Here is a 24,839-nt window from a genome sequence, read left to right as displayed (position 1 = left end):
GCCCGCCCCGTACGCCGTAGGCCCCGGCCTCCCCCCTGGCCCGGCCTCCCCTCGCTACTGCCGCTGCCGCTGCCGCTGCCGCTGCCGCTGCCGCTGCCGCTGCCGCTGCCGCTGCCACTGCCCCCTGGCCCGCCTCCGCCCCCGGCCCGTCCCCACCCCTGACCGCACACCCGCCGAAGTCCCTCCGCGGGAGCCGCCCTCCGGGTGGCCGAATATGTCCCCCCTTCTCGCCACCGCCCATTCCTCTTCATCCCGTTACGCGAGTATTTGTCCCCGCGTGCCCTCACCGGCGCGTGCGGACCCGCGTTCCGGAGCGATCTATTCCGTTCACGTCAATTCACGACGAACGGTGACGGGCCACACGCGTTTTGTGATGTGCTGGTGTCCGGAGCCGACCGTCGACCGCGTCATCGACCGGCCAAACGGCCGTATTACCGTCGTATTACCGGCGCGTCGGCGCACGTATCGAGGCGTGCATCAACATCCGTGCCTCCTGTGGGCGCGGCGGCACGGAAGAGGGGCGCACCATGGGGGCGGACCAGATCCGGCGATGGGAATCGGGCGCTCTCGCCCACGCGGTCAGCGACCCGTTCGGCCAAGGCCCGCTGCCCTGGCTGCGCGGCAGCGAGAACTACATCGACGACACCGGCCAGGTCGTCCCCTGGTACGCGGACCCGACGCTGGGCGCGGGCCGCAGCGGCGGCCCCCGTACCGCCGACGACGTCCGGCGCCAGATCAAGGGCTTCGCCTCGAACGGCGCCGTGGCCCCGGGCGAGGCGATCGACTTCCACGTCACCGTCGACCCGCCCCAGGATTTCTTCGTCGACATCTACCGGATCGGGCACTACGGCGGCGACGGCGCCCGCAAGATCACCACCAGCCCGCGCCTCTCCGGCATCGTCCAGCCCGCTCCGCTCGCCGTCGACCGCACGGTCTCCTGCCACCACTGGTGGCTCTCCTGGCGGCTCCAGGTCCCGTCGTACTGGTCCCTCGGCGCCTATGTCGCCGTCCTCACCACGGTCGGCGGCCACCGCTCCCACATCCCCTTCACGGTCCGCGACAGCCACCCCGCCGATCTGCTCCTCCTGCTCCCCGACATCACCTGGCAGGCGTACAACCTCTATCCCGAGGACGGCCACACCGGCGCCAGCCTCTACCACGCCTGGGACGAGCAGGGCCGGCTCCTCGGCGAGCAGGACGCCGCGACGACCGTCTCCTTCGACCGCCCCTACGCGGGCGCGGGACTGCCCCTCCATGTGGGTCACGCCTACGACTTCATCCGCTGGGCCGAGCGCTACGGCTACGACCTGGCCTACGCCGACGCCCGTGACCTGCACGCGGGCCGCGTCGACCCCACCCGCTACCGGGGCCTGATCTTCCCGGGCCACGACGAGTACTGGTCCGTCCCCATGCGGACCACCGTCGAAGCCGCCCGCGACCACGGCACCTCGCTCGTCTTCCTCTCCGCCAACTCCCTCTACTGGCAGGTGGAGCTGGGCCCTTCGGCCTCCGGTGTCCCCGACCGACTCCTGACCTGCCGCAAGCGCCGCGGCCCCGGGCGCCCCGCCCTCTGGCGTGAGGTGGACCGGGCGGAGCAGCAGCTTCTCGGCATCCAGTACGCGGGCCGGGTCCCCGAGCCGCACCCGCTCGTCGTACGGAACGCCGGCCACTGGCTCTGGGAGGCCGTCGGCGTGGCCGAGGGCGAGGAGATCGCCGGGCTGGTCGCGGGCGAGGCGGACCGGTACTTCCCGCGTACGGCGCTGCCCGAGCACCAGAACCGGATCCTGCTCGCGCACTCCCCGTACCGCGACAGCGAGAACACCAAGCGCCACCAGGAGACCTCGCTCTACCGCGCCCCGTCCGGCGCCCTCGTCTTCGCCTCCGGCACCTTCGCCTGGTCCCCGGCGCTGGACCGCCCCGGCCACGTCGACCCGCGGATCCAGCGCGCGACCGCCAACCTCCTCGACCGGATCTGCAAACGCGACTGACCGGCTCCCCCGGTCCCGGACGCCCGACGCCTGCGCCCGTACTCCTGCGTTTCGCCGGCCACCCCTGCGAGCTGCGGCTTCCGGCATACGGGAGAATCGAGACGATCTCCTTGATCGGACAGAACCACGCGGAGGAACGGTGTCCGGATTCGTAGAAAAGCCCGAGCCCCTTCAGGTGCCGGGTCTGGTGCACATCCACACCGGCAAGGTGCGCGATCTGTACCGGAACGAGGCGGGCGACCTGGTGATGGTCGCCAGCGACCGTATGTCCGCGTACGACTGGGTCCTGCCCACCGAGATCCCGGACAAGGGCCGGGTCCTCACCCAGCTCTCGCTCTGGTGGTTCGAGCGGCTGACGGACCTCGTCCCGAACCACGTGATCTCCACCGACATCCCCGCGGGCGCCCCCGCCGACTGGGCCGGCCGCACGCTCGTCTGTGAGTCGCTCGACATGATCCAGGTGGAGTGCGTCGCACGCGGCTACCTCACCGGCTCGGGCCTCGCCGAGTACCAGGAGTCCCGCACCGTCTGCGGGCTCGCGCTCCCCGAAGGGCTGGTCGACGGCTCCGAGCTGCCCGCCCCGATCTTCACCCCGGCGACGAAGGCGGCCGTGGGGGACCACGACGAGAACGTGTCGTACGACGAGGTGGTGCGCCTGATCGGCACCGAGAACGCGTCCCTGCTGCGCCGGACGACCCTCGACGTCTACGGCCGGGCCCGGGACATCGCGCGCGACCGGGGGATCATCCTCGCCGACACGAAGTTCGAGTTCGGCTTCGACGGCGAGCGCCTGGTGATCGCGGACGAGGTGCTGACGCCCGACTCCTCGCGCTTCTGGCCGGCCGCCACCTGGGAGCCGGGCCGCGCGCAGCCTTCGTACGACAAGCAGTACGTACGCGACTGGCTGACCTCGCCGGCCTCCGGCTGGGACCGCGCGAGCGAACAGCCGCCGCCCCCGCTGCCGCAGGAGATCGTGGACGCGACCCGCGCGAAGTACCTGGAGGCGTACGAACTCCTCACCGGCAAGAGCTGGTAGGGCGCCTGCATAGGGCGCCTGCAAGCGAGAAGCCCCCGGCCGATTTCTTCGGCCGGGGGCTTCCCGTTCTCTGAGCGGACGACCAGGTTCGAACTGGCGACCTCAACCTTGGCAAGGTTGCGCTCTACCAACTGAGCTACGTCCGCATGCGCCGCTGTGCTTCCGCACCGTTGCGCGGTGGCGCGAGGCCAACTATACCCAACCCCGGTCGCGTGCGAGACGCGCTGCCGCGTGCCGGTTCTCCGCCCCCAGCTTGGTGGCCGCCGACGACAGGTAGTTCCGTACGGTCCCCTGCGACAGGGAGGCGCGCTCGGCGATCTCCGCGATCGGCGCACCGTCGACCGCCAGCTCCAGGACCTCGGCCTCGCGGGCGGTCAGCGGCGAGTCCCCGGCGGAGATCGCGTCGGCGGCCAACTCCGGGTCCACGAAGCGGTAACCGGCGTGGACGGAGCGGATGATCTCGGCGAGCTGCCGCGCGCTGACCGTCTTGGGCACGAAGCCGCGCACACCGGCGGCCAGCGCCCGCTTGAGGTGGCCGGGCCTGCCGTGGCTCGTCACGATCATCGTCCGGCAGCCGGGCAGTTCGGTCCGGAGGGATGTGGCGACCTTCACACCGTCCGCTCCCGGCATCTGGAGATCCAGCACGGCGACATCGGGACGGTGGGCCCGCGCCATCGCGAGCGCCTCGGGCCCGGTGGCCGCCTCGGCGACGACGATCAGATCGTCCTCAAGGGCGAGCAGCGCGGCCACGGCACCCCGGATCAGGTGCTCGTCATCGGCCAGGAGGACCCGTACCGGGACGGTGGGGAGGGAGGCGGGAGCACCGGACGGCCGCGAGGATACAGACCTCTCGGCCCTCTCGGCCCCCTCGGACTGCTCGGAGGGTACGGGCGGCTCGGATGGCCCGGAGGGTACGGACATCAGACCGCCACCTCCGCGCCCGCACCCGGACCGGCGTCCGCCGACCCTGACCCTGATCCTGGTCCCGGCCCGGACCGCGCCCGCGGCTGTTCCGGCAGCGGGATCCGTGCCGTCAGCCGGAAGCTGCCGCCGCCCTTCGTGGGACCCGCCTCCAGCGTGCCGCCCACGGCGGCCAGCCGTTCCCGCAGCCCGGCGAGCCCGGATCCCCTCGCCTGCTGTCCGGAAGCGCCCCCGGCCGCCGCGCCGCCCTCGGCCGGATCGGTCTCCGGCACGCCGTCGTTCTCCACGATCAGAACCGCCTCCCAGCCGCTGAACTTCCCGGATTCCCCGGACTCTCTGGACTCCCCGGATTTCCCGGACTTCCCGAATTCCCCGGGCTTCCAGGATTCCCCGGACCTTCCGGACCCTACGGGCCCTCCGTACTCTCCTGTCTCCGACAGCTGTTGCGACAGTCGTATGGTGCACCGCCGCGGGTCACCGTGCCGCAGGACGTTCGTCGTCGCCTCGCGCACCACCCACCCCAGCGCGGACCGGACCCCGGTCGGAAGCCCCATGCCGCCGTGCTGTCCGCCGCCCCGCCCGCCGTTAGGCAATCCGCCCTCGATCGTCTCGATGCCGTCGATCCGGCAGTCGATGCCGGCCGCCTCCAGCACGCCCCGGGCGCCCTCCAGCTCGCTGTGCAGGTTCGCCTCGCGGTAGCCGCGTACAACCTCCCGCACCTCCCGCTGCGACTCCCGCGCGATCCGCTGCACCTCGGTCATCTGGGCCACCGCCTCCGGCCGCCCCCGCTCGGCGAGCTGTACCGCCAGTTCGCTCTTCAGCGCGATCACCGCCAGATTGCGGCCCATCACGTCATGCAGGTCACGGCCGAAGCGCAGCCGCTCCTCCGCGACCGCCAGCCGTGCCCTGAGCTCGTGTGCCCCCTCCAGCTCCCAGACCACGCCGACGAGCCAGACCGAGAAGACACAGCCGACGGAGAACAGTGCGCCCATGGCCGCGATCCCGCCGAAGTCCAGGACGGCCTGGCGCCACCCCATGTCGAGCAGCAGCGCCGCGAGGGCCGGCAGCGCCGGGGCGCCGAGCACGGCGTACACGCGCTGCGCCAGCGTCCGCAGGCCCAGGGTGATCGATGCCACTCCGAAGCCCCCGAGGAGCATGAGCAGGGCGCCGAAGCCCCCGTCCTCGGGCCACTCGCCGGTCTCGGTCCCGGCCAGCACGATCAGCCCGAGAACCAGGACCGCCGACAGCCCGCCCACCGCCAGCATCAGCCGGACGGGCCGCGGGCACCGGCCCAGCCGCCACTCCATGGCCCGTAGGCAGAGCGCGCAGCACAGTACGGAGTGGACGAGGACCAGCGGGACTGTCCAGGACTCCCCCCGGCCGACGAGGCCCGGGGTGAGCGCCCCGAATTCGAGGCCCCCCATCCCGTAGAACGAGTAGCGGGTGTACAGCTCGACCCTGGCGGAGTTGGTCGTGGCGGACCTGGGGCCCAGGTTCCGCGGATTCCACCGGCCGGTCAGCCTGGTCATGTCCTCCGGAGTCCTTTCCCCGCGCTCGACGGCCATCGACGGCACTCAGCGGTTCTCAGCGGCGCGGCTCCCAGCGGAACCACCGTTGTACGGCAAAGCCTGCGAGCCCGATCCAGACCAGGGCGGTCAGCGCCGCCGTGAGGAGGCCGTCCCCTTCCGTACCGCCCAGCCAGCCCGCCCGTATCAGGGTCATCACGCCGGTCACGGGCAGCAGTTCGCAGATGGCGGCCACCCGGTCCGGCAGCACCTCCAGCGGTACGAAGAGACCGGAGCCCACCACCGAGATCAGGAACAGCGGCATGGTGGTGATCTGGGCGCTCTCCACGGTACGGGTGAACGCCGAGGTCGTCGCCGCCAGCGTGGTGAGCAGCAGCAGCCCGGCCAGCAGCCCGCCGAGCAGCAGCAGCGGGTTCTCCGGCGCGGGCACCCCCAGGAACGCCACCCCGCCCGCGATCATCAGGCAGGACTGCGCGAAGGCCAGCACGACCGCGGGCAGCGCCGTACCGGCGAGGATCTCGCGGTCGGACGCCTCGACGGTACGGAGCCGCTTGAGCACCAGGTCCTCGCGGCGGGCCGTGTACGCGGCGGAGAGGTTGGCGTACACCCCCATGATCAGCACCATGCCGATGCTGCCGGCCATCGCGACCTCGATACCGGTCATCCCGACCTTGCCGAGGTCGACCTCCTTGAGGGACGCCTTGATCGCCCCGATCATGGCCACCGGCACGATCAGCGCGGAGAAGAGTGCCGTCCTGTTCCGGACGAGCATGACGTACTCCGCCCGCCCGAGCGCCTTGAGCCGGCCGACGGCCGTCGTCCGCGGCCCGCCGGGCGGGACGTCCGCCGTGCCCGCCGTGCCCGCCGTGCCTGCCGTGCCTGCCGTGCCTGCCGGACGCGTCATCCCCGGATCGACCACCTCGACTGCCCCATCATCCGTGCTGCGGTCCGTCCTGCCGTCCGTCCTGCTCATCGTGCGTCCCCCGTTTCCGCGCGCTCCGACGCGATATCCAGAAATGCCTCTTCGAGGGAGGCGGACCGGGCGTCCAGCGTCGCGAGTTCCACGTCCGACTCCTCGGCCCAGCGCAGGAGTTCCCCCAGGTCCCGCTGGAGCCGCCGGGTGCGGATCTCCATCTGCCCGTCGCCGCGCTCCGCCGCGTGCAGCGACAGCGGGAGCCGTCCGGCGGGGACACCGGCGGGCAGTGTGAAGCGGATCCGCGCGGGCCGTGCCGCGGTCACCTCGGCCGGGGTGCCGGAGACCACGATCCGGCCCCGGTGCATGATCGCCAGCCGGTCGGCGAGGGTCTCGGCCTCCTCCAGGTAGTGCGTGGTCAGCAGCACGGTGGTACCGCCCGCCCGCAGCTCCCGCACCAACTCCCAGGTGTCGCGCCGCCCTTCGGCGTCCAGCCCCGTCGTCGGCTCGTCCAGGAAGAGCACCTCGGGCCGCCCGAGCAGCGCGAGCGCCAGGTCCAGGCGCCGCTTCTCGCCGCCGGAGAGCTGCTTGACCCGTACGTCCGCCCGGTGGCCCATCCCCACCAGTTCCAGCGCCTCACCGGTCGGGCGCGCGCCGCTGGTGCACCCGGCGCACATCCGCACCGTTTCCGTGACCGTCAGGTCGGAGGGGAAGCCGCCCTCCTGGAGCATCACGCCCACCCGGGGGCGCACGGCGGCCCGTTCGGTGTACGGATCGTGGCCCAGCACCCGGATCGTGCCGCCGCTGGGCCGGGCCAGGCCCTCCAGCAGCTCGACGGTGGACGTCTTGCCCGCGCCGTTCGTCCCGAGCAGTGCGAACAGCTCGCCGCGCGGAACGGAGAAGGAGATCCCGTCGACCGCGTGGAATCCGCCGGTGTACGTACGCCGCAGGGCGTTCACGTCGATCGCCGGGGCGGGTGCGGCGCCGTCGTCCCGGGGCGGGTGAGCGGAAACCTGCGTCGATGCCTGAGTCATGTCTTCAGGGTTCCGGCGGAGCGGGCCCTTCGGCAGTGCGCCCTGTCACCGTCTCCGATGACATTTGTCATTTCGCGGGACGCGCGGCGGTGGGCGGAGGCTCATAGCGGAGGGCACGTGAGAAGTGCAGGTGAGGAGGGCAGGTGAGGAGCACATGAAGAAGGCCCTGATCCGGAGACCAGGGCCTTCTTTCTTACGAGCGGACGACCAGGTTCGAACTGGCGACCTCAACCTTGGCAAGGTTGCGCTCTACCAACTGAGCTACGTCCGCATCGCACCGGCTGACCGGTGCGCCCATCACTCTACCTGATCCATTGAGCCGGACCGGAAGTGATGTAGAGCGGGTGACAGGAATTGCACACTGCGCCTCCCCCTTGGAAAGGGGGCGTTCTACTACTGAACTACACCCGCACGCTGCCTGGGCTTCGGCTTTTCGGCCTTGCCCCTCGGCGTGTTCCAAACTCTAGCCGATCAGTGGGGGTGCTGTGCAACTCGGTGCGGAGCCAGGTCACTCGACCGGCGTGAGCCCGGGTGTGAACCGCGTACGAACCGGGCGCGATCCAGGCGTGATCCGGGTGTGATCCGGGCGTGAACCCGCGTACGGACCGGGCGTGTACCGCGTACGGAACGGGCGCGGGCCCGCGCCCGGATCGCGCAGGAACCCGCGTCCGGCCCGAGCCCGGCGAGCCGGGCCTGGGTCCGCGTCCGGTGCCCCGCGCCCGCCCGTCGCTCAACTCGCCTTGTGGAACGCCTCGTACACCCGCTTCGGGATCCGGCCTCGCGCCGGCACCTCCACCTTGTGGGACTGCGCCCAGGCCCGCACCGCGGCCGGGTCGGGGGCGAGTGCCGTGTGCCGGTAGGCCGTACGCGAGCGCGACTTGCCGTGCTTACTCGCATTTGTCTGCTTTCGGCCCGCCGCCACGAAGGGGGCCAGGGCCTTACGCAGTTTCTTCGCGTTGGCGGGATTGAGGTCGATCTCGTACGACTTCCCGTCCAGGCCGAACGCGACCGTTTCCGCCGCATCCCCGCCATCGATGTCGTCGGAGAGCGTGACCACTACGCGCTGCGCCACGGATTCAGGTCCTTTCTTGCGGCACCCGCTCACGCCCCGACGTGCCCGACATGTGCGGGAAACGTGTTGACGTGCTGCGATACCGGCCTTCCGGCTCTTATGGGGCAATGCTTCTTTCCGCTGTATTCCTTTGTACAGCGGAAGAGACCGCATTGTGAAGCCCAGCCAATTACATCAGCGTGTCCTGCGGCAATGGGTGGCGAGATTTTTTTCCGGGATTTTTCCCGGCGTTGTCCCGTGACGGCCCCGGCGCCCCGCCGTTCGCGCGGATCCAGAAAACGGACATATCTACCCGCGTAGATTTTCTGGCCGGGTACGCTGAGGTACCTCGGGGGGTCTGGGGGATTCCCCGGAGAACGCAACAGCGAGAACCAGCCGCACCACACCACCGGGAGTGCACGTGGCACGCGTCGTAGTCGACGTCATGCTCAAGCCGGAGATCCTCGACCCGCAGGGCCAGGCGGTGCAGCGCGCACTGCCCCGCCTGGGCTTCGAGGGGATCGCCGACGTCCGCCAGGGAAAGCGTTTCGAGCTGGAGGTGGCGGGGCCGGTCGACGAGGCCGCCCTCGCCCGCATCCATGAGATGGCCGAAACCTTTCTCGCCAACACCGTCATCGAGGACTTCGTCGTGAAGGTCGACGAAGCCGGCGAAGTCGGCGGGGCCGTCGCCGCCGCCGTGACCGCGACGGCCGAGGGGTCGAAGTGACGTCTCGTATCGGAGTCGTCACCTTCCCCGGCACCCTCGACGACCGGGACAGCCTGCGGGCCGTCCGTATCGCCGGTGCCGAGCCGGTATCGCTGTGGCACCGCGACAAAGATCTCCATCAGGTCGACGCGGTTGTCCTCGCGGGCGGTTTCAGTTACGGCGATTATCTGCGGGCCGGTGCCATCTCCCGGTTCTCGCCGGTGATGGAAACGATCATTGAGCAGGCGAAGGCCGGTATGCCGGTTCTCGGCATCTGTAACGGCTTCCAGATCCTCACCGAGTCGCATCTCCTTCCGGGTGCGATGCTCCGTAACAACCATCTCCACTTCATCTGCCGCGATCAGAAACTGCGGGTGGAGAGCGCGGACACCGCCTGGACCGCCGACTATTCCGCCGGCCAGGAAATCTCCGTACCGCTCAAGAACATCGACGGCCGGTACGTCGCCGACGAGCGCACGCTCGACGAGCTGGAGGCCGAGGGCCGGGTCGCCTTCCGCTACCTGGACGGGAACCCGAACGGTTCGCTGCGCGACATCGCCGGGGTCACCAACGCGGCGGGCAATGTCGTCGGCCTCATGCCGCACCCCGAGCACGCCGTGGAGCCGCTGATCGGTACGGGCCGTACCGACGGCCTCGGATTCTTCACCTCGATCCTGAAGAAGCTGGTAAGCGCCTGATGACCATCAAGAACCTCGACACGGTCAAGCACGCGCTCGGCACCCCCGACGCCGAGCAGCCCTGGAAGGAACTCGGCCTCAAGGAGGACGAGTACGCCCGGATCCGCGAGATCCTGGAGCGCCGTCCCACCGGCGCCGAGCTGGCCATGTACTCCGTCATGTGGTCCGAGCACTGCTCGTACAAGAGCAGCAAGGTCCACCTGCGGCAGTTCGGCGAGAAGGCGCCCGCGAGCGACGCGATGCTCGTCGGCATCGGCGAGAACGCGGGCGTCGTGGACGTCGGCCAGGGGTACGCGGTCACCTTCAAGGTCGAGTCGCACAACCACCCCTCGTACATCGAGCCCTACCAGGGCGCGGCCACCGGCGTCGGCGGCATCGTCCGCGACATCCTCGCCATGGGTGCCCGCCCGGTCGCCGTCGTCGACCCGCTGCGCTTCGGAGCGGCCGACCACCCGGACACCAAGCGGGTGCTGCCCGGGGTCGTTGCGGGCATCGGCGGTTACGGCAACTGCCTCGGCCTGCCGAACATCGGCGGCGAGGTCGTCTTCGACGCCTGCTACCAGGGCAACCCGCTGGTCAACGCCGGCTGCATCGGCGTGATGAAGCACGAGGACATCCACCTCGCGAAGGCGTCCGGCGCGGGCAACAAGGTGATCCTGTACGGCGCCCGCACGGGCGGCGACGGCATCGGCGGCGTCTCGGTGCTGGCCTCCGAGACCTTCGAATCGACCGGCCCCGCGAAGCGTCCCGCCGTCCAGGTCGGCGACCCCTTCCAGGAGAAGCTCCTCATCGAGTGCACCCTGGAGATCTTCGCGGAGAAGCTCGTCGCCGGGATCCAGGACCTCGGCGGCGCCGGCCTCTCCTGCGCGACGAGCGAGCTGGCGTCGGCCGGCTCCGGCGGTATGCGGGTCGAGCTGGACACCGTACCGCTGCGTGACGCGACGCTCTCGCCCGAGGAAATCCTCATGAGCGAGTCGCAGGAGCGCATGTGCGCGGTCGTCGAGCCCGGCAAGGTCGACCGCTTCATGGAGATCTGCGAGAAGTGGGACGTCATCGCCACGGTCATCGGTGAGGTGACCGAGGGCGAGCGCCTGGAGATCTTCTGGCACGGCGAGCAGATCGTCGACGTACCGCCGCGCTCCGTCGCCCACGACGGTCCGGTGTACGAGCGGCCCTACGCGCGCCCCGACTGGCAGGACGCCCTCCAGGCGGACGACGCGAACAAGCTGGCCCGCCCGGCCACCCCGGCCGAGCTGCGCGCGCAGGTGCTGAAGCTGGTCGCGTCGCCGAACCAGGCGTCGAAGGCGTGGATCACCGACCAGTACGACCGTTTCGTCCAGGGCAACACGGTGCTGGCGCAGCCCGAGGACGCCGGCATGGTCCGGATCGACGAGAACACCAACCTCGGCGTGGCGATGGCGACGGACGGCAACGGCCGCTTCGCGAAGCTCGACCCGTACACGGGCGCGCAGCTCGCGCTGGCGGAGGCGTACCGCAATGTGGCCGCCTCCGGCGCCACCCCGCTCGCCATCTCCGACTGCCTGAACTTCGGCTCGCCCGAGGACCCTGCCGTGATGTGGCAGTTCGCCGAGGCGACGCGCGGACTGGCCGACGGCTGCCTCCAGTTGGGCACGCCGGTGACCGGCGGCAACGTCTCGCTCTACAACCAGACGGGCGAGACGGCGATCCACCCGACGCCGGTCGTGGCCGTGCTCGGTGTGATCGACGACGTCAGCCGCCGTACGCCGATCGCCTTCGCGGAGCAGGGCCAGCTGCTCTACCTGCTCGGTGACACGCGTGAGGAGTTCGGCGGTTCGGCCTGGTCCCAGGTCGTCCACGACCACCTGGGCGGGCTGCCGCCGGCCGTGGACCTGGACCGCGAGAAGCTGCTCGGCGAGATCCTGATCTCGGCGTCCCGCGACGGCATGATCGACGCGGCGCACGACCTGAGCGACGGCGGTCTGATCCAGGCCGTCACCGAGTCCTGCCTGCGCGGCGGGCACGGCGCGCGGCTGGTCGTCCCCGACGGGCTGGACGCGTTCACCTTCCTCCTCAGTGAGTCGGCGGGCCGCGCGGTCGTCGCCGTACCGCGCAGCGAGGAGCTCCGCTTCACCGACATGTGCGGGGCGCGCGGGCTGCCCGTGACCCGGATCGGGGTCGTGGACGGCGAGGAGATCGAGGTGCAGGGCGAGTTCGGCATCCCGCTGGGCGAGCTGAGGGACGCGCACGAGGCGACGATTCCGGCCCTGCTGGCCTGAGCGCCGTTCGGTCACGTCAACCAGGCCTCAACCAGGATCAACCAGGAGGCGAAGGCACCATGTCGTACGAGTACAAGGTCGTCACGTTCCGGGAATCGCTCATAGGCGACGCCCTGGACGGCGACAAGCTGGAGAAGATCCTCAACAAGCACGCCGAGGACGGCTGGGCGCTGAAGTCCATCACGGCGGCGGACGTCAAGGGCCGGATCGGCCCGGGCGCGGTCGAGGGACTGCTGCTGACGCTGGAGCGCCCGCGCGAGGCGTGACGCTCTCACGAGCCGAGCCCCCGTCCCGGAACGGAAGTTTCCGGGGCGGGGGCTCAGCTGTGCGCCCGTGTGCCGGTGTGCCGCACACGGGCGCCGCCTTCTCAAAGGATTACGTAGTTACGTAGTATCGATGCATGGAGCTTGAGGAGCGCGTCGCCGAACTGGAGCGCAGACTGGCGGCGTTGGAGCGCGCGGACCGCGATCGCGGGGCCGGGAGCCAAGGCGGCGCCCGGGGTGCCGGCGAGGCGGACGGTGCGGAGCCGCCGCTGCCCGGCGGCGACCTCTGGGCGCTGCACCACCTCAAGTCCGAGCTGGCGAGGGCCGGTTCGCCGGGCGGGGGAGTGCTCTACACCGGCTCCGTACGGCTGCCCGGGGGCGAGCGGTACGAGTGGCAGTACGGCGCGCTCACCGACGGACTGCTCGCCGCCGACTGGTCGGGAACCTCGGAGTCCTTCGCCGCGCTCGGCCATCCGGTACGGCTCCGCCTGCTGCGCGAGATCCTCGGCGGCCGGCGCACGACGGCCGAGCTGGCGGAGGTGGACGAACTCGGCACCACCGGCCAGCTCTACCACCACCTGCGCCAACTGACCGGCACGGGCTGGCTGCACACGCCGGGCCGGGGACGGTACGAGATCCCGGCGGCCCGGGTCGTACCGCTGCTGGTGATGATCACCGCCGCGCGTCCGTAAGTCCGTCACCACCCATGACCGATCGATCCACCGGGGGGAACGAAACGATGTCCGTGAGCGAGATGGAGATGGAGAAGGGCCGCCGGAGCCGGGCGCGGGCCATGACCGGCTTCCGGCTGTCCTGGCTGGTGTTCTGCGCCCTGGTCCTCGCCGGAGCCTTTGTCGGCCTGCCCTTCAGCTACTGGTGGACCTGGCTGCCCGGGGGGATCGGGATCGCGCTGCTGGTGTGGATGGGGCGCACGGCCCGCGCCCAGCACGCGGTGCGCCCGCCGGCGGTGGAGGTGGATCCGCCGGTCAGGGGCGGCTGGCAGGCGCTGAACAGCCCGGCGGACAAGGTGCCGAGCCATGGGACGTACGGGTACGGACAGGCGTACGCGATCGACATCGTGGCGGAGCCGGGCCCGGAGGCCGACACGCCCAGCCCGCAGGCCGGAACGCCAGGACCGGCATCCACCCCGCCACCGTCCCGTCCGGCGTTCGCGTGGCTGTGGCCGGTCGCCCGCCGCAACGAGGACTTCCCGGCCTTCGGCGCACCGCTGTTCGCGGTGGCCGACGCGATGGTCGTCCACGCCTCCGACGGCCAGCGCGACCATCTCAGCAGGAACTCCCTGGCCGGACTGGTCTACCTGATGCTCTTCGAGAGCACGGTACGGGAGATCGCCGGTGTGCACCGGATCTTCGGCAACCACGTGATCCTCGACCTCGGGAACGGTACGTACGCGGCCTACGCCCACCTCCGGCGGGGCTCGCTGGAGGTCGGCGTGGGCGACCGCGTCTCGGCCGGGCAGACCCTGGCCCGCTGCGGGAACTCGGGCAACTCCAGCGAGCCGCACCTCCACTTCCAGCTCATGGACCACCCGGACCTGAACTCCGCCCGCGGCATCCCGTTCCGCTGGCGGGGCATCGGCGTCCCGTCGAACGGTGAGAGCTTCGTGGGCCGGAGTTAGTTTCAATCGATACCGTATTGAGTGAAGTAGTCTGGCTTCATGGCCGCCGCCGATGTTCCGCACCAGACCAGCGCCTCACGTGCGACCGACCGCCCCGGGGACGTCTCGCCTTTCGCTCTCGGCCTGCTGCTGCGCCGGGCGCACTGGCGCGCGGCCGCCGTGATGGGGGAGGCGCTTCGGCCGCTCGGCGTCGAGCTGCGGCATTTCGCGGTGCTGATCGTGCTGGTCAATCGCGGGCCCACGGTCCAGCGTGACCTGGCGGCGGCGACGGGGTCGGACAAGGCGGGGATCATGCGGGTCGTGGACGACCTGGAGCGGAAGGGGCTGGCCGTACGCAGGGCCGTTCCGGGGGACCGGCGGGTGCGGGCGGTGGAGATCACGCCTCAGGGGCTCGAACTCTTCGACGCGGCCCATGCGGCGGCGGAGCCGCTGGCCGAGCACCTGGCGGCCGAACTGGGACCCGGCGGGACCGAGCAGCTGACGGCCCTGCTGACCCGGTTGGCCCATCCCGCGGGTCCCGAGGGTCCCGCGGGTCCCGAGGGTTAACGCGCGTCCGTCCCGGCGGCTTCCGCGGCTTTCGCGGCGAGCCGCTCCGCGAGTTCCTTCGCCTTGGTGGCCGCTTCCTCGAAGGCGCGCTTGCGGGACGCCTCGTAGAGGGGGACCAGTTCCGACATGGCCGGGTTGCGGGGGGCCAGGGTGAGTTCCGGGACGATGAAGTCGAGGTCCAGGCCGAACGTTTCCTTGAGGACGGCCTCCAGATAGTTCTGTACGAACTCGTAGCCCTCGCGCGGGGTGCCCGGCGCGTAGGAGCCGCCACGGCTGGCGATGACGATCACCGGGGTGCCCTGGGCCGAGGGGGCCTCGCCCGCGGTGCGGCCGATCAGGAACACGCTGTCCAGCCATGCCTTGAGGGTCGACGGGATCGAGAAGTTGTACATGGGGGCGCCGATCAGGATGGCGTCCGCCGCCTCCAGTTCCTCGATGAGCTTCACCCGCGCGGCGAACGCGGCGGACTGCTCCGGGGTGCGCTCGGCGGGGGCGGTGAAACCGGCGGACCAGGCCGCGGCGGTGATGTGCGGGACGGGGTCGGCGGCCAGGTCGCGGTAGATCACCGTGCCGTCCGGGTGCTGCTCCTCCCACGTCCTGCGGAAGGCGGCCGAGAGCGAACGGGACGAGGACGCCTCGCCCGGGAGCACGGACGAGTCGATGTGCAGCAGCGTGGTCATGGGTTTTCTCCAAGCGGTGGTGTCCCGGGCAGGGAAGCCGGGGTCGGGGATTTCGTGGCCTCAACGATAGTTGCACACGATACGGTATCGAATGATACGGTCGCGAGTGTAGCGAAGGTGAAGGAAGACGAACTCGTTGAGCGATGGAGGCGGGGGCCATGGACGTCTACGAGGCGGTCACGAGCCGGCGAGCGGTGCGCGGATTCACCGACCGGCCTGTCCCGAGGGAAGTGCTGGAGCGCGTGCTGTCCGCCGCGGCCTGGGCGCCGTCCGGTTCGAACCTCCAGCCGTGGCGCGCCTATGTGGTGACTGGCGCGCCGTTGGCCGAGATCAAGGAGCGCGCCGTCGGGCGCCTGGCCGCGGGCGACTCCTGGGACGAGGCGGAGTACGAGATGTACCCGCCCGCGCTGAAGTCCCCGTACCACGAGCGCCGATCCGCTTTCGGTGAGCAGCGCTACGGAGGGCTCGGCATCGCGCGGGAGGACACCGAGGCGCGCCAGCGGGCCGCCTCCGCGAACTGGGACTGTTTCGGCGCGCCCGCCGCCCTGTTCTGCTACATCGACCGCGACATGGGCCGGCCCCAGTGGTCCGACGTCGGCATGTATCTGCAGACCGTCATGCTGCTGCTCCGTGCCGAACGGCTGCACAGCTGCACGCAGATGGCCTGGGCGAAGTTCCACAGGACCGTCGCGACGGTCCTGTCACCCCCGGAGGAGCTCATCCTCTTCTGCGGCATGTCGATCGGATTCGAGTGCGGCACGGTCGGCGGCGACGTCCGTACGGGCCGCGCGCCGCTCGACGAAACGGTCACGTTCGTCGACGGCCGCTGACAACGCCCGCCCTCGGGCCGACCGGCGAGCGCGGGTCGTTGCCCTACCCACATAACTACCCAAGTGTCATATTTTGCAAAAAGACGGATGAAAGGCATGCCATGAAGGTCGCAGTCATCGGCGGTACCGGACTGATCGGGTCGCAGGTCGTCAAGAATCTGAACGCCGCCGGGCACGAGGCGGTCCCGCACTCGCAGTCCACCGGGGTGGACATCATCAGCGGCCAGGGGCTGGACGAGGCGGTGGCGGGCGCCGACGTCGTCGTCAACCTGACGAACTCCCCGACGTTCGACGACGCCTCCCTGGCCTTCTTCCAGACCTCGATGGACAACCTCCTGGCCGCGGCCCGCAGGGGCGGCGTCGGCCACTTCGTCATCCTCTCGATCGTCGGCGCGGAGCAGGTCCCGGAGCTGGACTACTACCGCGCCAAGGTGCTCCAGGAGAATCTCCTCGCCGCCGGGCCGGTCCCGTACTCGATCGTCCGGGCGACGCAGTTCATGGAGTTCATGGACGCCACCATGTCCTGGACCAGCGACGGCGACACCGTCCGGCTGCCCGCCACGCCGATCCAGCCGATCGCCGCCAAGGACGTGGCCGCCGCCGTGGCCGAGGTCGCCGCGGGCGCCCCGCTGAACGGCATCCGTAACATCGCCGGCCCCGAGATCTTCACCCTCGACGAGGTGGGCCGCATCACCCTGTCCCGCAAGGGCGACAGCCGTACGGTCGTCACCGACCCCACGGCCGGCATGTTCGCCGCCGTCAAGGGCGACGTCCTCACCGACAAGGACGCACACCTCGCCCCCACCCACTACGCCGACTGGCTCTCCTGACCCGATTAACCTCGCTCCATGCCACCTGCCAAGAAGCGTGCCCGCAGCTACGACTCCGCCAAGATCCGGGCCGCCGTTCTGGCCCAGTTCGGGAATGTCCGCGCGGCGGTCGGGCGCCTCACCCCCGAGCAGCTCGCGTCGCCCAGTGGGCTCGGGGAGTGGAGTGTCCGGGAACTGGCCGCGCATCTGTGCATGGCGGTCGAGTCCGTCAACCTCTACATCGAGAACATCGAGAACGACAAGAACAACGCCCCTTCCCCCGCTCCCGTCGTCACCGTCGCCACCTGGCCCTTCGCCACCGCCGCGCACGCCGGCGCCATCTCCGGGAGCGTCACCGAGTACGCCGCCTCGGCCGCCCCGGACGAGTTGTTCGCCCGTACCGCCGCCCGGATCGAGGCGCTGCTGCCCGGCGCCGACGACGACCGGGTGGTGGCGATGCGGCTCGGGGCGATGCGGCTCGGGGACTATCTCGTCACCCGGACGGTCGAGCTGATCGTCCACACCGACGACCTCAACCGCGCCGCCGGGCTCGCCGTGCCGTTCGACCGGCAGGCACTCGCCGCCTGCACCCGGGTGCTCGCCGACGCGCTCGCCGTCAAGGCGCCCGGTTCGGCCACCGAGGTGCGGGTGCCGCCGTACGCCGTCGTGCAGTGCGTGGCCGGGCCGCGGCACACCCGGGGGACCCCGCCCAACGTCGTGGAGACCGATCCGCTGACGTGGATCCGGCTGGCCACCGGCCGTACGGACTGGCGCACCGAGATCGACGCGGCGCGGGTCGGCGCGAGCGGGGAGCGGGCGGATCTCGGTGGTCTGCTCCCGCTGATGGGGTGACGGAGCGGGAGACGCACGGGCGAGGCGGAACCGTACCGTGACCCGTCCCGTCCCACGGATATGCGGAAACAGAAGATCATCCATGGCCCTCGTGTCACTCATATCGCCGCCGTCACCACGGCCGCGCTGCTCGCGCTGACCGCCTGCGGCACCGAGACCAAGGACGGCTCCGGGGCCGGGTCCGGCACCGGGAACCGGGCCGGCGGCGGGTCCGTAGAGACCGATCTGCCGCTCACCGGCGTCCGCTGGAGCGTCGACAGCGTGACGGTGGACGGCCGGAAGACCGCCGCGCCCGCCGGCGCCGGCGTCGAGATCAGCCCCCAGGGCCGGGCCAGCGCACAGACCGGCTGCAACCGCATCAGCGCGGATGTCACCGTCGAGGGCGACACCGTCACCGTCGGTGAGAAGGACGCCACGCTGGTCGGGTGCGACAAGGAGATGGAGAGCTTCGAGAAGGCGCTCGACGGCGCGTTCGCCGGGAAGCTCACCGCCAAGGTCCAGGACGAGAAGCTCACCCTCACCACGGCGGACGGCGACACGATCGCCCTGACCTCCGAAGGGCCCGAGGAGGCCGCGCCCCTCGCCGGGACCAGGTGGACGGTCGGCTCGCTCACCGACGACGACACGGCGACCTCCGTGCCGCAGGGCGCCGAGGGCAAGGCGTTCTTCACGATCACTCTGGGTAAGGAAGCTCAGGCCGGAAAGGACGGCGAGCGCACCGGCTCCGTCGAGGGCAGCCTCGGCTGCAACCGCTTCAAGGCGCCCGCCACCGTCACGGACACGACCCTCACCCTCGGCCGGATCACCGCCACCCGCAAGCTCTGCCCCGGACCCGGGATGACCCTGGAACGCCAGGTGCAGAAGGTGCTGGAGGGCAAGGTCACATATGAGCTGCGCCACCGGGACCTCACCCTCAGGACCGCGGAGGGGGAGGGGATCGGAGCCCTCGCGACCGCCCCGGAGAAGTAGCCGGAAGGGCCCGCGGGGGCCCCGGTCCGCATCCCCAATTCGGACCAGTGGTCGATCTCGCCTACACTCGGTGGCGTGCCTCGTGGTGATGGACGACTCAACCACGACCTGCTCCCCGGAGAGAAAGGCCCCCAGGACGCTTGTGGCGTCTTCGGAGTCTGGGCCCCGGGTGAAGAGGTCGCCAAGCTCACCTATTTCGGACTGTATGCCCTACAGCACCGTGGACAGGAGTCCGCGGGCATCGCAGTGAGCAACGGGTCCAAGATCCTGGTTTTCAAGGACATGGGCCTCGTCTCACAGGTCTTCGACGAAACCTCCCTCAGCTCCCTCGTGGGGCATATCGCGGTGGGCCATGCCCGCTACTCCACCACCGGAGCCTCGGTGTGGGAGAACGCGCAGCCGACCTTCCGGGCCACGGCCCACGGCTCCATCGCGCTCGGCCACAACGGCAATCTGGTCAACACCGCCCAGCTCGCCGAGATGGTCGCGGACCTGCCCAAGGAGAACGGCCGGACGACCCGGGTCGCCGCCACCAACGACACCGACCTGGTCACCGCCCTGCTGGCCAGCCAGTCGGACGCCGACGGCAAGCCCCTCACGGTCGAGGAAGCCGCCGCCAGGATCCTGCCCGACGTCAAGGGCGCCTTCTCGTTCGTCTTCATGGACGAGCACACCCTGTACGCCGCCCGCGACCCGCAGGGCATCCGCCCGCTCGTCCTCGGCCGGCTGGAGCGCGGCTGGGTCGTCGCCTCCGAGGGCGCCGCCCTCGACATCTGCGGCGCCTCCTTCGTCCGCGAGATCGAGCCCGGCGAGCTGATCGCCATCGACGAGAACGGTCTGCGTACGCAGCGATTCGCGGAAGCGAAGCCCAAGGGCTGCGTCTTCGAGTACGTCTACCTGGCCCGTCCCGATACGGACATCGCCGGTCGGAACGTCTATCTCTCCCGGGTCGAGATGGGCCGGAAACTGGCCCAGGAGGCCCCGGTCGAGGCAGATCTGGTCATAGCCACGCCCGAGTCCGGCACCCCCGCGGCGATCGGGTACGCGGAGGCCAGCGGCATCCCGTACGGATCCGGTCTCGTCAAGAACGCCTACGTCGGCCGGACCTTCATCCAGCCGTCCCAGACCATCCGCCAGCTGGGCATCCGGCTGAAGCTGAACCCGCTGAAGGAAGTCATCCGCGGCAAGCGCCTGGTGGTCGTCGACGACTCGATCGTGCGCGGCAACACCCAGCGCGCCCTCGTCAAGATGCTCCGGGAGGCGGGCGCCGCCGAGGTCCACATCCGGATCTCGTCCCCGCCGGTCAAGTGGCCCTGCTTCTTCGGCATCGACTTCGCCACCCGCGCGGAGCTGATCGCCAACGGCATGACGGTCGAGGAGATCGGCGTCTCCATGGGCGCCGACTCGCTCTCGTACATCTCCCTCGACGGGATGATCGAGGCGACCACGATCGCCAAGCCCAACCTCTGCCGCGCCTGCTTCGACGGCGAGTACCCGATGGAGCTCCCCGACCCCGAGCTGCTCGGCAAGCAGCTCCTGGAGACCGAGCTGGCGGCGGGACCGGCCGCCACCGCCGCGTCGGAAGCGCTGCGCAGGCCGTAGCGCCGCCCGCGCCGCACTGCCCCGGCCCTCCGCATGATGTTCGACGACCTCACGACGACAGGAAAGTACCCAGCCATGTCCGAAACGACTACTGGTGCCAGCTATGCCGCCGCGGGCGTCGACATCGAAGCCGGTGACCGCGCGGTCGAGCTGATGAAGGAGTGGGTGCGGAAGACGAAGCGCCCCGAGGTCCTCGGCGGCCTCGGCGGCTTCGCCGGCCTCTTCGACGCCTCCGCCCTCAAGCGCTACGAACGCCCGCTGCTCGCCTCCGCCACCGACGGCGTCGGCACGAAGGTCGACCTCGCCCGCAAGATGGGCGTGTACGACACGATCGGCCGCGACCTCGTCGGCATGGTCGTCGACGACCTCGTCGTCTGCGGCGCGGAGCCGCTCTTCATGACCGACTACATCTGTGTCGGCAAGGTCCACCCCGAGCGGGTCGCCGCCATCGTCAAGGGCATCGCCGAAGGCTGTGTGCTGGCCGGCTGCGCCCTGGTCGGCGGCGAGACCGCCGAGCACCCCGGACTCCTCGGCGAGGACGACTTCGACGTCGCCGGCGCCGGTACGGGTGTGGTCGAGGCGGACCGGCTGCTCGGCGCGGATCGTATCCGTACGGGGGACGCGGTCATCGCGATGGCGTCCTCAGGACTTCACTCGAACGGGTACTCGCTCGTCCGCCACGTGGTCTTCGACCGGGCCGGCTGGTCGCTGGAGCGCGAGGTCCCCGAGTTCGGCCGGACGCTCGGCGAGGAGCTGCTGGAGCCCACCAAGATCTACTCGCTGGACTGCCTGGCCCTCACCAGGACGACCGAGGTGCACGCGTTCAGCCACATCACCGGCGGCGGCCTGGCGGCCAACCTCGCCCGAGTGATCCCGGACGGGCTGCACGCCACGGTGGACCGCTCGACGTGGACGCCCGGCGCGGTCTTCGACGTGATCGGCACGGCGGGTCGGGTGGAGCGCCTGGAGCTGGAGAAGACGCTGAACATGGGCGTGGGCATGATGGCGGTCGTCCCGGCGGAGTCCGCCGACGCCGCCCTCACCACCCTCGCCGACCGGGGCGTGGAGGCGTGGATCGCCGGCGAGATCACCGAGCGCCCGGACCACTCCACCGGAGCGGCGCTGACCGGCGACTACGCGAGCTGACGTGCCGACCCGCGCCGACTACCGGACTCCACAGGCCGCACAGGCTCCATGGACTCCACGGCCGGCGCGGGAGTACGCGGCCGGCACGGAACCCGGGGCGGAACCTGGCGCGGACAGCACAGAACCCGGTCCAGGGCTGCGCGCCCCGGACCGGGCTGATGCTGATGACGAGCTGACGCTCGGGATGTACGACGTCAAGCGCCGCGGCGCCGGGCCGAGGGGCCGGACTCGCCGTCCTCGTCCTCGTCGTCGTTGTACCGATCCGCGTTGTAGCGGTCCGCGTACTTTGCGTACGGGTCATCTTCCTCGTCGTCATCCTCGAACGGCTCGCCGTTCGGCGGTTGACTTGAAGGCGATGCGCCCAGCTCGTTGGCCAGACGCGACAGGTCTGTCCCGCCGCTGTTGTACTTCAGCTGGCGGGCGACCTTCGTCTGCTTGGCCTTGGCCCGGCCGCGCCCCATGGCTCGACCCCCTCGGTGACGGGGCTCGACGGCCCCAGAGTCTTGACACGCGTTCATGAATCAGAACGAGCTCTCCGCGGAGACACCCGTCCGTAGGGCTTCAACGGTACCTGCTTCCGCGGCCATACGGTACGCCGCCCGCATGACGCGCCCCGGTGCAGGGCCGGCGAGGCGCCCCGTCCTCGCTGGTCAGCAGCGATTTTAACCTCTTCTGGAGGGGCGACCCGCCGACCGGCGTGAGTCTGGTCTCCCCGCCCGCCGCGCGCCCGCTTCCCGCCCCGCCCGGACACCGGGGAACACGTTCGGTGACTTCTCGGTCCCTCTGGGTGATCAGTCGCGGGGATGACGCGCTTCGGCCATCCTGTGCTCGGCGATCCGGTCCGCCGCCGCGGCGGGCGGAATCCCGTCCTCCTTCGCACGTGCGAAGATCGAAAGAGTTGTGTCGAAGATCTTCGCGGCCTTCGCCCGGCACCGCTCGAAGTCGAAGCCGTGCAGCTCGTCGGCGACCTGGATGACCCCGCCCGAGTTCACCACGTAGTCGGGCGCGTACAGGATCCGGCGGTCGGCGAGGTCCTTCTCGACGCCCGGGTGGGCGAGCTGGTTGTTGGCCGCCCCGCAGACGATCGCCGCGGTGAGCGCGGGCACCGACGCGTCGTCCAGCGCGCCGCCGAGCGCGCACGGCGCGTAGATGTCCAGGCCCTCGGTGCGGATCAGCGCCTCCGTGTCGGCCACGGCGGTGACCTGCGGGTGCGCCTCCGTCACCCGGCGTACCGACTCCTCGCGCACATCCGTGACCACGACCTCGGCGCCGTCCTTGAGCAGGTGCTCCACCAGGTGGTGCCCGACCTTCCCGACGCCCGCGATACCGACCCGGCGCCCGCGCAGCGACGGGTCGCCCCACTGGTGCTGGGCGCTCGCCCGCATGCCCTGGAAGACGCCGAAGGCGGTCAGGACGGACGAGTCGCCCGCGCCGCCGTTCTCGGGGGAGCGCCCGGTGGTCCAGGCGCACGTGCGCGCGACGACGTCCATGTCCGCCACGTACGTACCGACGTCGCACGCAGTGACGTACCGGCCGCCGAGCGAGGCCACGAACCGGCCGTAGGCCAGCAGCAGCTGCTCGGTCTTGATCTGCTCGGGGTCCCCGATGATCACCGCCTTGCCGCCGCCGTGGTCGAGCCCCGCGAGAGCGTTCTTGTACGACATGCCCCGGGAGAGGTTCAGCGCGTCGGCGACGGCCTCCTCCTCGGAGGCGTACGGGTAGAAGCGGGTGCCGCCGAGGGCCGGGCCCAGGGCGGTGGAGTGGATGGCGATGACGGCCTTGAGGCCGCTGGCGCGGTCCTGGCAGAGCACGACCTGCTCATGGCCCCCCTGCTCGGAGCGGAACAGGGTGTGCAGTACGTCGTTGTGCGCGCCGGAAACATCGGTCACGGTGGTGACTCCCCAGTCGGAAACGGCGTCGGTCCCTCCGGTGGGTGGTGGAGCGACCGGTCGGGCAAGCAAGAGAGTAAGTCCTCCGCGGGCGTAGATCAGCCGCAGTGCCGAGGATCACCCCCTCGGGGGTGACGGACATGGGACGATGCGGCCCATGCCGGCGGTGTCTTCTGTCCATGTCCCTTACGCGTCCTACCTGCGGGTGTACGAGCCGCTGGGGGCCTTCCCCGAACCGGAGAGGAGTCACTGGGCGCGCTACGCCAAGCGGGACCGTACGCCCGGCGCCCAGGACGAGCTGCGGCGCTCCCTCGCGGACCTGCTGCCCACCCCGCCGGTGCCCGTGCCGGTGCACGAGAGCGGGGAGGCGTTCGTCACCGAGGTGGACGGCGTGGTGTGCGTCTGTCCGTGGCGGACGCGGCTGCGCGGCTGGCTGGCGCTGGAGGAGCTGAGCCGGACGCTGCCCGCCCCGCTGCTGGACGCGGTGCTCCCGCCGGTGGTGCGATTTCAGGCCACGTCGGACTACGAGCACTGGCGGGACCGGAATCCGGACGCGCGGCCGTGGATCAGGACGGCCCGCTGGCAGGTCCCGGTGGGCTGGTTCGCGCTCTTCTCCGACGAGGAGCGGCTGTACGAGAAGGAGAGCCCCGTCACCGGCGCGTCACCGGAGGCCGGCGACCCGGCGCCCGTACTGCGCTACCGGACCCCGATGGTGCAGGCGAGGCGGCGGCTGGCCCGCGCGCTGAAGACGCTGCGGGAGGCGCTGGACGACGGGCCGGTGGTCGAAGGTCTGGTCGAGGTGGGGCGGTGGCTGGAGGAGTTCCACCCGCGTTCACTGGTCGAACTGGACTACGGCGGTCTCGTCCACGTGATGTCCCGCGAGCAGTTGGCGGACGACCGCTCGGCCGCCGATGTGGCGGCGGCGGTCGCGGCGCTGCGGGACGGGGACGGCGAGGCGGCGGGGGAGGCGTACGCCCGGCTCATGGAGCGCTGGCGCGCGGTGCGGGACCGGCAGCACGCCAGCTGAGCGCGCGCGCCGGGTGCGCCGTATTCCACCGGGAGGCGTTCACTCCTACCCGGTCCGCCCATTCGGGCAAACGGTCATGGGGAAGCCATGGAACGGGCTTGGCCGGACCTTGAACCGGGCACCGGGGCAGAGGTCCCGATCCGGGCCTATGCCTCAAGGGTGACGGACCGCACTAACGGGGCTCTTGCGCCCATCGCCCCTCCTCGTGTCAAAATAGGACAAGGAGTCCGGGGAGGGCTCCATCCGTCCAAGTATGGGCGGAATGCTCGGCATTGCACTCTTTGTAGGGGGGCCAGTGACTCCTGATCATTCTGTGACTGATCGTATCTGTGACGTGACTGTCCGCTATGGCATGGTCCATCGGCTTCCGCCGCTGATGAACACCTCAGAGGGCAATTCCGTCGGTTTGGCCTACGTGGCTGGACGGATGGTGTAGTTGTAGTGCCGAGGACAAGC

24 protein-coding genes and 3 tRNA genes are annotated in these 24,839 nt (G+C 70.6%); 16 read left to right on the top strand and 11 right to left on the bottom strand.

Translation table 11 applies throughout. The annotated features are described in order from the left end of the window. Positions 1–527: 527 nt before the first annotated feature. Both AB0P17_RS13805 and AB0P17_RS13800 read left to right on the top strand, forming a co-directional pair. The gene (locus AB0P17_RS13805; protein WP_365810605.1) at positions 528–1,988 is read left to right on the top strand and encodes a N,N-dimethylformamidase beta subunit family domain-containing protein; all 1,461 of its coding nucleotides are present in this window, start codon (positions 528–530) and stop codon (positions 1,986–1,988) included. A gap of 139 nt (positions 1,989–2,127) precedes the next feature. Further along, positions 2,128–3,024 carry a phosphoribosylaminoimidazolesuccinocarboxamide synthase gene (locus AB0P17_RS13800; protein WP_365810604.1) on the top strand — a complete coding sequence of 299 codons (897 nt, stop codon included), beginning with the start codon at positions 2,128–2,130 and terminating at the stop codon, positions 3,022–3,024. A 73-nt stretch (positions 3,025–3,097) separates the two neighbouring features. Here the strand turns inward: AB0P17_RS13800 and AB0P17_RS13795 are convergent. From AB0P17_RS13795 to AB0P17_RS13760, 8 genes are all read right to left on the bottom strand, one after another. Continuing rightward, positions 3,098–3,170: transfer RNA gene (locus AB0P17_RS13795), tRNA-Gly, on the bottom strand. Between the two features lie 46 nt (positions 3,171–3,216). Beyond that, positions 3,217–3,945: a response regulator transcription factor gene (locus AB0P17_RS13790; protein ID WP_365810603.1), complete on the bottom strand. Its 729-nt coding sequence runs from the start codon at positions 3,943–3,945 to the stop codon at positions 3,217–3,219. After that, on the bottom strand, positions 3,945–5,474 hold the full coding sequence (locus tag AB0P17_RS13785; protein WP_365810602.1) for a histidine kinase: 1,530 nt from the start codon (positions 5,472–5,474) through the stop codon (positions 3,945–3,947). The genes AB0P17_RS13790 and AB0P17_RS13785 overlap by 1 nt, the downstream gene beginning before the upstream one ends. A gap of 55 nt (positions 5,475–5,529) precedes the next feature. Then, positions 5,530–6,375 carry an ABC transporter permease gene (locus AB0P17_RS13780; RefSeq protein WP_365810601.1) on the bottom strand — a complete coding sequence of 282 codons (846 nt, stop codon included), beginning with the start codon at positions 6,373–6,375 and terminating at the stop codon, positions 5,530–5,532. A 65-nt stretch (positions 6,376–6,440) separates the two neighbouring features. Continuing rightward, positions 6,441–7,418, bottom strand: a complete 978-nt coding sequence (locus AB0P17_RS13775) for an ABC transporter ATP-binding protein (RefSeq protein ID WP_365810599.1) — start codon at positions 7,416–7,418, stop codon at positions 6,441–6,443. A gap of 198 nt (positions 7,419–7,616) precedes the next feature. After that, positions 7,617–7,689 (bottom strand) — tRNA-Gly (locus AB0P17_RS13770). Positions 7,690–7,757: 68 nt separating this feature from the next. Continuing rightward, positions 7,758–7,829 (bottom strand) — tRNA-Gly (locus AB0P17_RS13765). A 319-nt stretch (positions 7,830–8,148) separates the two neighbouring features. Then, positions 8,149–8,490, bottom strand: coding sequence for an Lsr2 family protein (locus AB0P17_RS13760; RefSeq protein ID WP_365810598.1), 342 nt, complete (start codon positions 8,488–8,490; stop codon positions 8,149–8,151). A 400-nt stretch (positions 8,491–8,890) separates the two neighbouring features. On the opposite strand from AB0P17_RS13760, the gene purS reads away from it, so the two are divergent. From purS to AB0P17_RS13725, 7 genes are all read left to right on the top strand, one after another. Next, positions 8,891–9,196, top strand: coding sequence for a phosphoribosylformylglycinamidine synthase subunit PurS (gene purS, locus AB0P17_RS13755; protein WP_365810597.1), 306 nt, complete (start codon positions 8,891–8,893; stop codon positions 9,194–9,196). Beyond that, positions 9,193–9,873, top strand: a complete 681-nt coding sequence (purQ, locus tag AB0P17_RS13750; RefSeq protein ID WP_365810596.1) for a phosphoribosylformylglycinamidine synthase subunit PurQ — start codon at positions 9,193–9,195, stop codon at positions 9,871–9,873. Before purS ends, purQ begins: the two co-directional genes overlap by 4 nt. Beyond that, a complete protein-coding gene (gene purL, locus AB0P17_RS13745; RefSeq protein WP_365810595.1) occupies positions 9,873–12,131 on the top strand; it encodes a phosphoribosylformylglycinamidine synthase subunit PurL in 2,259 nt (752 codons plus the stop codon). Before purQ ends, purL begins: the two co-directional genes overlap by 1 nt. A 59-nt stretch (positions 12,132–12,190) precedes the next feature. Then, positions 12,191–12,397 (top strand): DUF4177 domain-containing protein, encoded by a 207-nt coding sequence (locus tag AB0P17_RS13740; protein WP_365810593.1) that lies wholly within the window; start codon positions 12,191–12,193, stop codon positions 12,395–12,397. A gap of 134 nt (positions 12,398–12,531) precedes the next feature. Then, on the top strand, positions 12,532–13,086 hold the full coding sequence (locus AB0P17_RS13735) for a helix-turn-helix domain-containing protein (protein WP_365810592.1): 555 nt from the start codon (positions 12,532–12,534) through the stop codon (positions 13,084–13,086). A 101-nt stretch (positions 13,087–13,187) separates the two neighbouring features. Next, on the top strand, positions 13,188–14,033 hold the full coding sequence (locus tag AB0P17_RS13730; RefSeq protein WP_365810774.1) for a M23 family metallopeptidase: 846 nt from the start codon (positions 13,188–13,190) through the stop codon (positions 14,031–14,033). A 39-nt stretch (positions 14,034–14,072) separates the two neighbouring features. Next, on the top strand, positions 14,073–14,579 hold the full coding sequence (locus tag AB0P17_RS13725) for a MarR family winged helix-turn-helix transcriptional regulator (RefSeq protein WP_365810590.1): 507 nt from the start codon (positions 14,073–14,075) through the stop codon (positions 14,577–14,579). Here AB0P17_RS13725 and AB0P17_RS13720 read toward each other — a convergent pair. Next, positions 14,576–15,259, bottom strand: a complete 684-nt coding sequence (locus AB0P17_RS13720) for an NAD(P)H-dependent oxidoreductase (protein WP_365810588.1) — start codon at positions 15,257–15,259, stop codon at positions 14,576–14,578. The two genes, AB0P17_RS13725 and AB0P17_RS13720, sit on opposite strands and share 4 nt — an antisense overlap. A 158-nt stretch (positions 15,260–15,417) precedes the next feature. Here AB0P17_RS13720 and AB0P17_RS13715 point away from each other — a divergent pair, with 158 nt between their 5' ends. From AB0P17_RS13715 to purM, 6 genes are all read left to right on the top strand, one after another. Then, complete coding sequence (locus tag AB0P17_RS13715) at positions 15,418–16,089, top strand: nitroreductase (protein WP_365810587.1); 672 nt, start codon at positions 15,418–15,420, stop codon at positions 16,087–16,089. Between the two features lie 101 nt (positions 16,090–16,190). Then, entirely contained in the window at positions 16,191–16,919 is a 729-nt protein-coding gene (locus AB0P17_RS13710; protein WP_365810585.1) for an NAD(P)H-binding protein, read from the top strand. 18 nt (positions 16,920–16,937) lie between these two features. Beyond that, entirely contained in the window at positions 16,938–17,750 is an 813-nt protein-coding gene (locus tag AB0P17_RS13705) for a sterol carrier family protein (RefSeq protein WP_365810583.1), read from the top strand. A 60-nt stretch (positions 17,751–17,810) separates the two neighbouring features. Next, positions 17,811–18,719, top strand: coding sequence for an META domain-containing protein (locus AB0P17_RS13700; RefSeq protein WP_365810581.1), 909 nt, complete (start codon positions 17,811–17,813; stop codon positions 18,717–18,719). 75 nt (positions 18,720–18,794) lie between these two features. After that, entirely contained in the window at positions 18,795–20,321 is a 1,527-nt protein-coding gene (purF, locus tag AB0P17_RS13695; protein ID WP_365810579.1) for an amidophosphoribosyltransferase, read from the top strand. A 75-nt stretch (positions 20,322–20,396) separates the two neighbouring features. Then, positions 20,397–21,467 carry a phosphoribosylformylglycinamidine cyclo-ligase gene (gene purM / locus AB0P17_RS13690; RefSeq protein ID WP_365810577.1) on the top strand — a complete coding sequence of 357 codons (1,071 nt, stop codon included), beginning with the start codon at positions 20,397–20,399 and terminating at the stop codon, positions 21,465–21,467. 194 nt (positions 21,468–21,661) lie between these two features. Here the strand turns inward: purM and AB0P17_RS13685 are convergent, their stop codons facing one another. Beyond that, complete coding sequence (locus AB0P17_RS13685) at positions 21,662–21,928, bottom strand: DUF3073 domain-containing protein (protein WP_365810575.1); 267 nt, start codon at positions 21,926–21,928, stop codon at positions 21,662–21,664. Between the two features lie 330 nt (positions 21,929–22,258). Continuing rightward, the gene (locus tag AB0P17_RS13680; RefSeq protein ID WP_365810573.1) at positions 22,259–23,356 is read right to left on the bottom strand and encodes a Glu/Leu/Phe/Val dehydrogenase dimerization domain-containing protein; all 1,098 of its coding nucleotides are present in this window, start codon (positions 23,354–23,356) and stop codon (positions 22,259–22,261) included. Between the two features lie 157 nt (positions 23,357–23,513). Between AB0P17_RS13680 and AB0P17_RS13675 the strand changes: the two genes are divergently transcribed. Next, positions 23,514–24,383, top strand: coding sequence for a hypothetical protein (locus AB0P17_RS13675; protein WP_365810572.1), 870 nt, complete (start codon positions 23,514–23,516; stop codon positions 24,381–24,383). Positions 24,384–24,839: the final 456 nt, after the last annotated feature.

The sequence above is a fragment of the Streptomyces sp. NPDC088124 genome (assembly GCF_040685895.1).
Lineage (GTDB): Bacteria > Actinomycetota > Actinomycetes > Streptomycetales > Streptomycetaceae > Streptomyces.
Note: the sequence above shows the minus strand (reverse complement) of the source record. Positions and strands in the feature narration are given on the sequence as shown.

Coding starts and splice junctions, on each gene's coding strand:
- AB0P17_RS13710 (WP_365810585.1), top strand. CDS start 16,191: ATGAAGGTCGCAGTCATCGGCGGTACCGGACTGATCGGGTCGCAGGTC.
- AB0P17_RS13675 (WP_365810572.1), top strand. CDS start 23,514: ATGCCGGCGGTGTCTTCTGTCCATGTCCCTTACGCGTCCTACCTGCGG.
- purM (WP_365810577.1), top strand. CDS start 20,397: ATGTCCGAAACGACTACTGGTGCCAGCTATGCCGCCGCGGGCGTCGAC.
- AB0P17_RS13740 (WP_365810593.1), top strand. CDS start 12,191: ATGTCGTACGAGTACAAGGTCGTCACGTTCCGGGAATCGCTCATAGGC.
- AB0P17_RS13700 (WP_365810581.1), top strand. CDS start 17,811: ATGCGGAAACAGAAGATCATCCATGGCCCTCGTGTCACTCATATCGCC.
- AB0P17_RS13685 (WP_365810575.1), bottom strand. CDS start 21,928: ATGGGGCGCGGCCGGGCCAAGGCCAAGCAGACGAAGGTCGCCCGCCAG.
- AB0P17_RS13780 (WP_365810601.1), bottom strand. CDS start 6,375: ATGACGCGTCCGGCAGGCACGGCAGGCACGGCAGGCACGGCGGGCACG.
- AB0P17_RS13720 (WP_365810588.1), bottom strand. CDS start 15,259: ATGACCACGCTGCTGCACATCGACTCGTCCGTGCTCCCGGGCGAGGCG.
- AB0P17_RS13705 (WP_365810583.1), top strand. CDS start 16,938: ATGCCACCTGCCAAGAAGCGTGCCCGCAGCTACGACTCCGCCAAGATC.
- AB0P17_RS13805 (WP_365810605.1), top strand. CDS start 528: ATGGGGGCGGACCAGATCCGGCGATGGGAATCGGGCGCTCTCGCCCAC.
- AB0P17_RS13735 (WP_365810592.1), top strand. CDS start 12,532: ATGGAGCTTGAGGAGCGCGTCGCCGAACTGGAGCGCAGACTGGCGGCG.
- AB0P17_RS13725 (WP_365810590.1), top strand. CDS start 14,073: ATGGCCGCCGCCGATGTTCCGCACCAGACCAGCGCCTCACGTGCGACC.
- purL (WP_365810595.1), top strand. CDS start 9,873: ATGACCATCAAGAACCTCGACACGGTCAAGCACGCGCTCGGCACCCCC.
- AB0P17_RS13790 (WP_365810603.1), bottom strand. CDS start 3,945: ATGTCCGTACCCTCCGGGCCATCCGAGCCGCCCGTACCCTCCGAGCAG.
- AB0P17_RS13715 (WP_365810587.1), top strand. CDS start 15,418: ATGGACGTCTACGAGGCGGTCACGAGCCGGCGAGCGGTGCGCGGATTC.
- AB0P17_RS13785 (WP_365810602.1), bottom strand. CDS start 5,474: ATGACCAGGCTGACCGGCCGGTGGAATCCGCGGAACCTGGGCCCCAGG.
- AB0P17_RS13730 (WP_365810774.1), top strand. CDS start 13,188: ATGACCGGCTTCCGGCTGTCCTGGCTGGTGTTCTGCGCCCTGGTCCTC.
- AB0P17_RS13775 (WP_365810599.1), bottom strand. CDS start 7,418: ATGACTCAGGCATCGACGCAGGTTTCCGCTCACCCGCCCCGGGACGAC.